This is a genomic window from Hymenobacter amundsenii (assembly GCF_002204745.1).
Classification (GTDB): Bacteria; Bacteroidota; Bacteroidia; order Cytophagales; family Hymenobacteraceae; genus Hymenobacter; species Hymenobacter amundsenii.
In genome coordinates this window covers 22,708-29,049 of the sequence record NZ_NIRR01000042.1, presented here as the reverse complement: position 1 = coordinate 29,049, position 6,342 = coordinate 22,708, and the positions used below count along the sequence as shown (strand labels likewise).

Here is a 6,342-nt window from a genome sequence, read left to right as displayed (position 1 = left end):
AACGCCGGCATTCTGCCCTCGGCTATCAATCGCCCAATCACTTTGAAACCCATCTTCAAACAACGTCCCAATTGTGTCCGGCTTAGCTAGACCACCTCAACTTTACCGGCCTGGGCAAAGGTCCCACCCACGTACAAGTCTTTTCCGATCATAACCATGGCGAATACGCCATTGCCCAACCCATTGCCCAGAGTGCTCCAGTTTGTCCCATCCCACTTGGCGATGTTGTTAACCCCCCACATATTACCGGCCCGGACAAGAGATCCGCCCACATACACGTCTGTTCCGCGCACAGCCAGGGCGTAAACGTGACCGATAACACCGTTATCCTCGCCCGTACCCAGGCTGCTCCAGCGTACACCATCCCACCGGGCCACGCGGTTGGCTACCACCCCGCCAGCTTGTGTAAAGGTTCCGCCCACGTATACGTCCGTCCCACTTACGGCCAAGACCGATACATTACCATCAACTCCGTTGGGCACGCCCGTGCCCAGGCTACTCCAGGCTGCTCCGTCCCACTTAACCACATTGTTGGCCACCATCCCACCAGCCGCCGTAACTTCTCCACCCACATACACGTCCGTACCGCGCACAGCGAAAGCGTAAACATCACCAGCAACTCCGAAGCCTACATTGTCCCAACTTATGCCGTTCCACCGGGCTATACTCGAGGCTGTATTTTTGCCGATCAGCGTAAACAGCCCACCTATGTACACGTCTGCTCCGATTATGGTGAGGGCGGAAACCGTACCATTCACCTTATTGTCCGCACCCAAGCCCAAGCTGCTCCAGCGCACACCGTCCCATTTGGCCACATTGTTGGCTGTCATCTCACCAGCCTGGCTAAAGCTCCCACCCACATACACGTCCGTGCCGCGTATAGCCAAGGCGTAAACCATAAGATTGAGTCCATTAGCTGCCCCTGTGCCCAAACTGCTCCAGTTTGTCCCATCCCACTTAGCGATGTTGTTGGCCGTTAACTCACCAGCCTGGCTAAAGCGCCCACCCACATACACGTCCGTGCCGTGCACAGCCAGGGCGTAAACCGCAATATTAATTCCGTCGGATATGCCCGTGCCCAGGCTACTCCAGCGCACACCGTCCCATCGGGCTACGCGGTTGGCGGGCGCTCCCCCAGCATTAACGAATTCCCCACCTACGTACACATCCGTTCCACTTACGGCCAAGGCTGATATAGTAGCATTAACTCCGTTGACCGCGCCCGTGCCTAGGCTGCTCCAGCGCGAACCGTCCCACCGAACCACGCGGTTGGCCACCACCTCGCCAGCCTGGGTAAAGCTTCCACCCACGTACAGATCTTCCCCGCTTATGGCCAAAGCTTTAACCGTGCCGTTAACCCCGTTGGCCGTGCCCGTGCCCAGACTGCTCCAGCGCGAACCGTCCCACTTAGCCACATTGTTGGCCGCTATTCCGCCGGCCTGTGTGAAGGTTCCGCCCACATATACGTCCGCCCCGCGTACGACTAGGGCCAGTACGGCACCATTGACTCCGTTTTGAAACCCGGCCGGATCTCCACCAATGCTATTCCATTCCGCAGTAGCAGTAGTATGGTGTAGCCGAGGTTCACCTTTGAGCCCATACTGTAACTCGTACCCTGTAGCATCGAACGAACCTTTGGCCCCAGGCCGCAGTGTACCATCGGGTTGCAGAACAGTACCGACCGATGGAGCCGGCTCGCTCGGGCGACCTGAGCCCATGAGGCAGCCAGCGGCAGCGTAATCAGCAGCAAGGTCAGCAAGCCCGCCATGATCCGACGGCATGCCGGGCCTGATGAGTGCATCAAACAAACCAACCAAGTAAGTGCGAAGAGAGGAGCTAATACTTTCATGCGCGGATAAGAGGAAGAGTAAAACAATTCAGTAACATACTACAGCTCATACTCGAACTGTAATTGGTAGTCAAGATCAATGTTAAATCCCACACTTTCCCTATCGAACAGTATTGCACAGCGAAACAGTATTCAGCAAACACCAATTACCACCCGTCACCAACAGTTGCTGGCGGCCCTCTGTCAGGCGAAACCTCATTTAAGAGAGCATAAAACACTTAAAAACAATCAGTTGTTGCATGACATAACCACAAACTAAGCAGCATTATGTCCTCAACTGTTTGCTTACCCGGGCACGCATTGAGGGTTTGAGTATTAGCACCTACCGTATCCGACGCAGTCACCCACCTTTCTACAAGCCGTGGGGGTGCTCGGCAGTTATTCGATTACCTGAACTAGAGCGGTTTTCAAGTCCTCGTACGGGCGGTAGTTGGCTCCCCTCTCCTTTTTCGGAGAGGGGGCTGGGGGGTGAGGCACGACGTCAGAACGACCTGTACACTAACTTGAAAATTGCTCTAGGAGCTGAAGTGTACTACTACTGCGTTTTGGTACTTGCTTATCAGCAGCAGAGAGAGGACGATCCTACTTTGGCATAAGACTTTTTTCCTGTTGTTCTTCAAACTGCAAAGGCCCGCCTCCTTTCGGAAGCGGGCCTTTGCAGTTTGAAGCAACGTAATATTACCGACTAGCGGCTAGGGCTTCGGCACCACCTACGATTTCGAGAATCTCGGTGGTAATGGCCGCCTGGCGGGTCCGGTTGTAGGTCAGCTTGAGTTCTTTGAGCAGCTCACCGGCATTTTCGGTGGCCTTGTCCATGGCCGTCATGCGGGCGCCGTGTTCCGAAGCGTTGCTTTCCAATACCGCCTTGTAGAGCTGAATTTTGAGCGACTGCGGAATCAGGGTCTGCATGATATCGTCCTGGGAAGGCTCGAAAATGTAGTCCACATTAGTGGTGGGCACATTTGCGGGCTGTTCGGCGGGCACGAGGGGCAACAGCTGCTCGACGCGGATCACCTGGGTGGCCACGTTGCGGAACTCGTTGTATACCATCGTCACCTCGTCGTAGTCGCCGGCCCGGAAGCCATCCATGGCCTGCTCGGCCGCCTCCCGCACAGTATCGAACGATAGTTTGCCGAACACGTGCTGATAGCTACCCAGCAGCGGCCCACGCTTCCCGAAGTAGTCGTGGGCTTTCTTGCCGATGGCCATCACCGTCAGGTTGCCAGTGGCAGCCTGCTCGGCGTAACGGCTCTGCGCCAGTACATTCACGGCCTTGAACACGTTGCTGTTGAACGCACCCGCCAAGCCCCGGTCGGAGGTGATGGCGATAACCAGTACCCGGCGCACGTCGCGCACTACCCCGTACTCGCTTTCCACCTCATCGCCGGCCAGCGCCGTAAGGTTGCTCAGGATGCTGTTGAGCCGCTGGGCGTAAGGGCGCATGCGCAGGATATTGTCCTGAGCCCGCCGCAGTTTAGCCGCCGCCACCATTTTCATGGCTTTGGTGATTTGCTGCGTGCTTTGCACTGAGGTAATGCGGTTGCGGACTTCTTTTAGGTTAGCCATTTGTGTTGAGCTACAAGCTGTAAGCGGCAAGCGGCAAGCTGATGAGCGAACATCAGCTTGCAGCTTACGGCCTGCAGCTTATTTAAGAAGAGTACTGCGCCGACAGGTCCTTGGCTACCTGACGGATGGCCCCGGTGATGGTGTCGTCGAGTTTGCCGGCTTTCAAGGCCTTCAGTTCCTCCGGGTGGCGGGTCTGCATGGTCTGGGTGAACTCCTTCTCGAACTGGCGCACCTTGTCTACGGGCACTTTGTCGAGCAGGCCGTTGGTAGCCACGTAGATGATAGCGACCTGGTCTTCCACGCGCTGGGGCGAGAACTGAGGCTGCTTCAGGATTTCAAGGTTCCGACGACCGCGCTCAATCGTGAGGCGGGTCGAGGCGTCGAGGTCGGAGCCGAACTTGGCAAATGCTTCCAGCTCACGGAACTGAGCCTGGTCGAGCTTCAGCGTACCGGCCACCTTTTTCATCGACTTAATCTGGGCGTTACCACCTACACGGCTTACCGAGATACCCACGTTGATAGCAGGACGCACACCAGAGTTGAACAGGTTGGTTTCGAGGAAGATCTGGCCGTCCGTAATCGAAATTACGTTGGTCGGGATATACGCCGAAACGTCACCGGCCTGGGTTTCGATGATGGGCAGCGCCGTCAGCGAACCACCGCCTTTCACCAAGTGCTTAATGCTCTCGGGCAGGTCGTTCATATCCTGGGCAATAGAGTCCGAGGAGTTGATTTTGGCGGCGCGCTCCAGCAAACGGCTGTGCAGGTAGAATACGTCGCCGGGATATGCCTCGCGGCCCGGAGGACGACGCAACAGTAGCGACACCTCACGGTAGGCCACGGCCTGCTTCGACAAGTCATCGTACACCACCAGGGCCGGACGACCCGTATCGCGGAAGAACTCGCCGATGGCGGCCCCAGTGAAGGGAGCATAGAACTGCAGCGCAGCCGGATCAGAAGCCGAAGCCGATACAACTACCGTGTAGTCCATGGCGCCACCCTTGGTGAGCGACTGTACTACCTGGGCTACCGTGGAGGCCTTCTGGCCTACGGCCACGTAGATGCAGTATACGGGCTCGCCACGCTCGAAGAACTCGCGCTGGTTGAGGATAGTGTCAATAGCTACGGCCGACTTTCCGGTCTGACGGTCACCGATGATGAGCTCCCGCTGGCCGCGGCCAATCGGAATCATGGCATCGATAGCCTTGATGCCGGTTTGCATCGGCTCGGTTACTGGCTGGCGGTAAATTACGCCGGGCGCCTTACGCTCCAGCGGCATGTCGAAGGTCTCGCCCTGAATGGGGCCCCGACCATCGATGGGCTGGCCCAGCGTGTTTACCACGCGGCCCACGATACCCTCGCCCACCTGGATGGAGGCAATTTTGCCGGTGCGGCGTACGGTGGCACCTTCCCGGATGTCGGAGTAATCGCCGAGCATTACTGCTCCCACGTTGTCCTCTTCCAAGTTCAGTACAAGGGCCTGCAGGCCGCTTTCAAATTCGAGCAATTCCCCCGACTGGGCGTTGCCCAAGCCGTAGATGCGGGCTACACCGTCGCCAACCTGGAGTACCGTGCCCACCTCTTCGAGTTCGGCTTCGGTTTTGAAGTTGGAAAGCTGCTCCCGCAGAATGGCGGATACTTCATCCGGACGTACGTCTGCCATGGTGGGTTATAGTTGGGGTTGGTAGAGATTCTTCGAGAATTCGGTGCGCAGCTTGCGCAACCGGTAGCTCACCGAGTCGTCGATGAGCCGGTCGCCGATGCGGAGCACGAAGCCCCCAATCAGCGACGGGTCTACTTTTTCCTGGAGCGTGACCTCGGGCATGCCAGCCTGCTCGCGCACGAGCTGGCGCAACTGTTCGCGCAAAGCGGGGTCGAGCACGGTAGCCGTCGTTACCTGGGCCACCTGAATGCCCGCTTGCAGGTTGTACTGCTTCAGGAACTCGTCGCCGATGAATACGAGGGCCGTTTCGCGGTTGTGCTGGGTGACGAGGGTGAAGAATTTCTCCGTCATCTCCGTCACCTTGCCGCCGAAAATAGCCCGCAGGATAGCCAGCTTCTTGTCGTGCTTCACAATAGGGTTGCGCAGCAACAGGCGCAGGTCGCGGTTCTCGCTCAGCGTTTTGCTGAACAGGTCCATATCCTGCTTTACCTGCTCCAGCTCGCCCCGCTCCTTGGCCAAATCAATCAAAGACTTGGCGTAACGGGAAGCAACTCGTATTTCAGACATATTATTTGAGCTGATAGCTGTTAGCTTTTAGCTGATAGCGTTGTCGGGCTTTGAAAACCGAACAGCTAACAACTAATGGCTATCAGCTTAGTTAAGCTTTACTTCTTTCAGGTACGAGTCGACGAGCTGCTGCTGGGCGGGCTGATCGGTCAGCTCGCGGCGCAGGATGCGCTCGGCAATATCGATGGAGAGCTGGGCAGCAGTATTTTTCACCTCGGCCAGCGCGGCGTTTTTCTCGTTCTGGATGGCTTCGCGGGCCTGGGCGACCATGCGGTTGCCCTCTTCGGTTGCCTTGTCTTTGGCCTGCTCGATGAGCTGGGTGGAAACGGCGGTGGCTTCCTTCAGAATCCGGTCGCGCTCCATGCGGGCGTCGGTCAGCAGCTTTTCGTTGCCAGCCTTGAGCGCCTGCATTTCCAACTTGGCCTGGTCGGCCATGCGCAGGGCTCCTTCAATAGAGCTTTCGCGCTCCTTGAGGGAGCTGAGAATGGGCTTCCAGGCAAACGAGCGCAACAAGAGTAGCACGATGAGGAAGATCACCACCTGCCAGAAAATCAGGCCGAGTTCGGGCGTTACAATATTCATGGGAAGTAATCAGTGAGGAGTACTTAAGACGCTGAATTCCGGCTAGGCCCCGCGGGCCCCGGAAAAGCCAAAACAGCCCGCTACGCTGTGCGCGAAAGCGCCCTAGCGCAGCGGG

Annotated in this window: 5 protein-coding genes; all 5 read right to left on the bottom strand. The window is 57.3% G+C overall.

What is annotated here, in order from left to right; translation table 11 throughout:
• Positions 1 to 86: 86 nt before the first annotated feature.
• The gene (locus CDA63_RS20955; RefSeq protein ID WP_165768367.1) at positions 87 to 593 is read right to left on the bottom strand and encodes a hypothetical protein; all 507 of its coding nucleotides are present in this window, start codon (positions 591 to 593) and stop codon (positions 87 to 89) included.
• Positions 594 to 2,527: 1,934 nt separating this feature from the next.
• A complete protein-coding gene (gene atpG, locus CDA63_RS17480; protein WP_088465753.1) occupies positions 2,528 to 3,415 on the bottom strand; it encodes an ATP synthase F1 subunit gamma in 888 nt (295 codons plus the stop codon).
• Between the two features lie 82 nt (positions 3,416 to 3,497).
• Entirely contained in the window at positions 3,498 to 5,078 is a 1,581-nt protein-coding gene (gene atpA, locus CDA63_RS17475) for a F0F1 ATP synthase subunit alpha (RefSeq protein WP_088465752.1), read from the bottom strand.
• A 6-nt stretch (positions 5,079 to 5,084) separates the two neighbouring features.
• Positions 5,085 to 5,645 carry an ATP synthase F1 subunit delta gene (gene atpH, locus CDA63_RS17470; RefSeq protein WP_088465751.1) on the bottom strand — a complete coding sequence of 187 codons (561 nt, stop codon included), beginning with the start codon at positions 5,643 to 5,645 and terminating at the stop codon, positions 5,085 to 5,087.
• A gap of 87 nt (positions 5,646 to 5,732) precedes the next feature.
• Complete coding sequence (locus tag CDA63_RS17465; protein ID WP_088465750.1) at positions 5,733 to 6,227, bottom strand: F0F1 ATP synthase subunit B; 495 nt, start codon at positions 6,225 to 6,227, stop codon at positions 5,733 to 5,735.
• Positions 6,228 to 6,342: the final 115 nt, after the last annotated feature.

What these genes read in the sequence shown, in the direction of transcription:
- atpH (WP_088465751.1), bottom strand. Translation starts at nt 5,645, where the DNA reads ATGTCTGAAATACGAGTTGCTTCCCGTTACGCCAAGTCTTTGATTGAT.
- atpA (WP_088465752.1), bottom strand. Translation starts at nt 5,078, where the DNA reads ATGGCAGACGTACGTCCGGATGAAGTATCCGCCATTCTGCGGGAGCAG.
- atpG (WP_088465753.1), bottom strand. Translation starts at nt 3,415, where the DNA reads ATGGCTAACCTAAAAGAAGTCCGCAACCGCATTACCTCAGTGCAAAGC.
- CDA63_RS17465 (WP_088465750.1), bottom strand. Translation starts at nt 6,227, where the DNA reads ATGAATATTGTAACGCCCGAACTCGGCCTGATTTTCTGGCAGGTGGTG.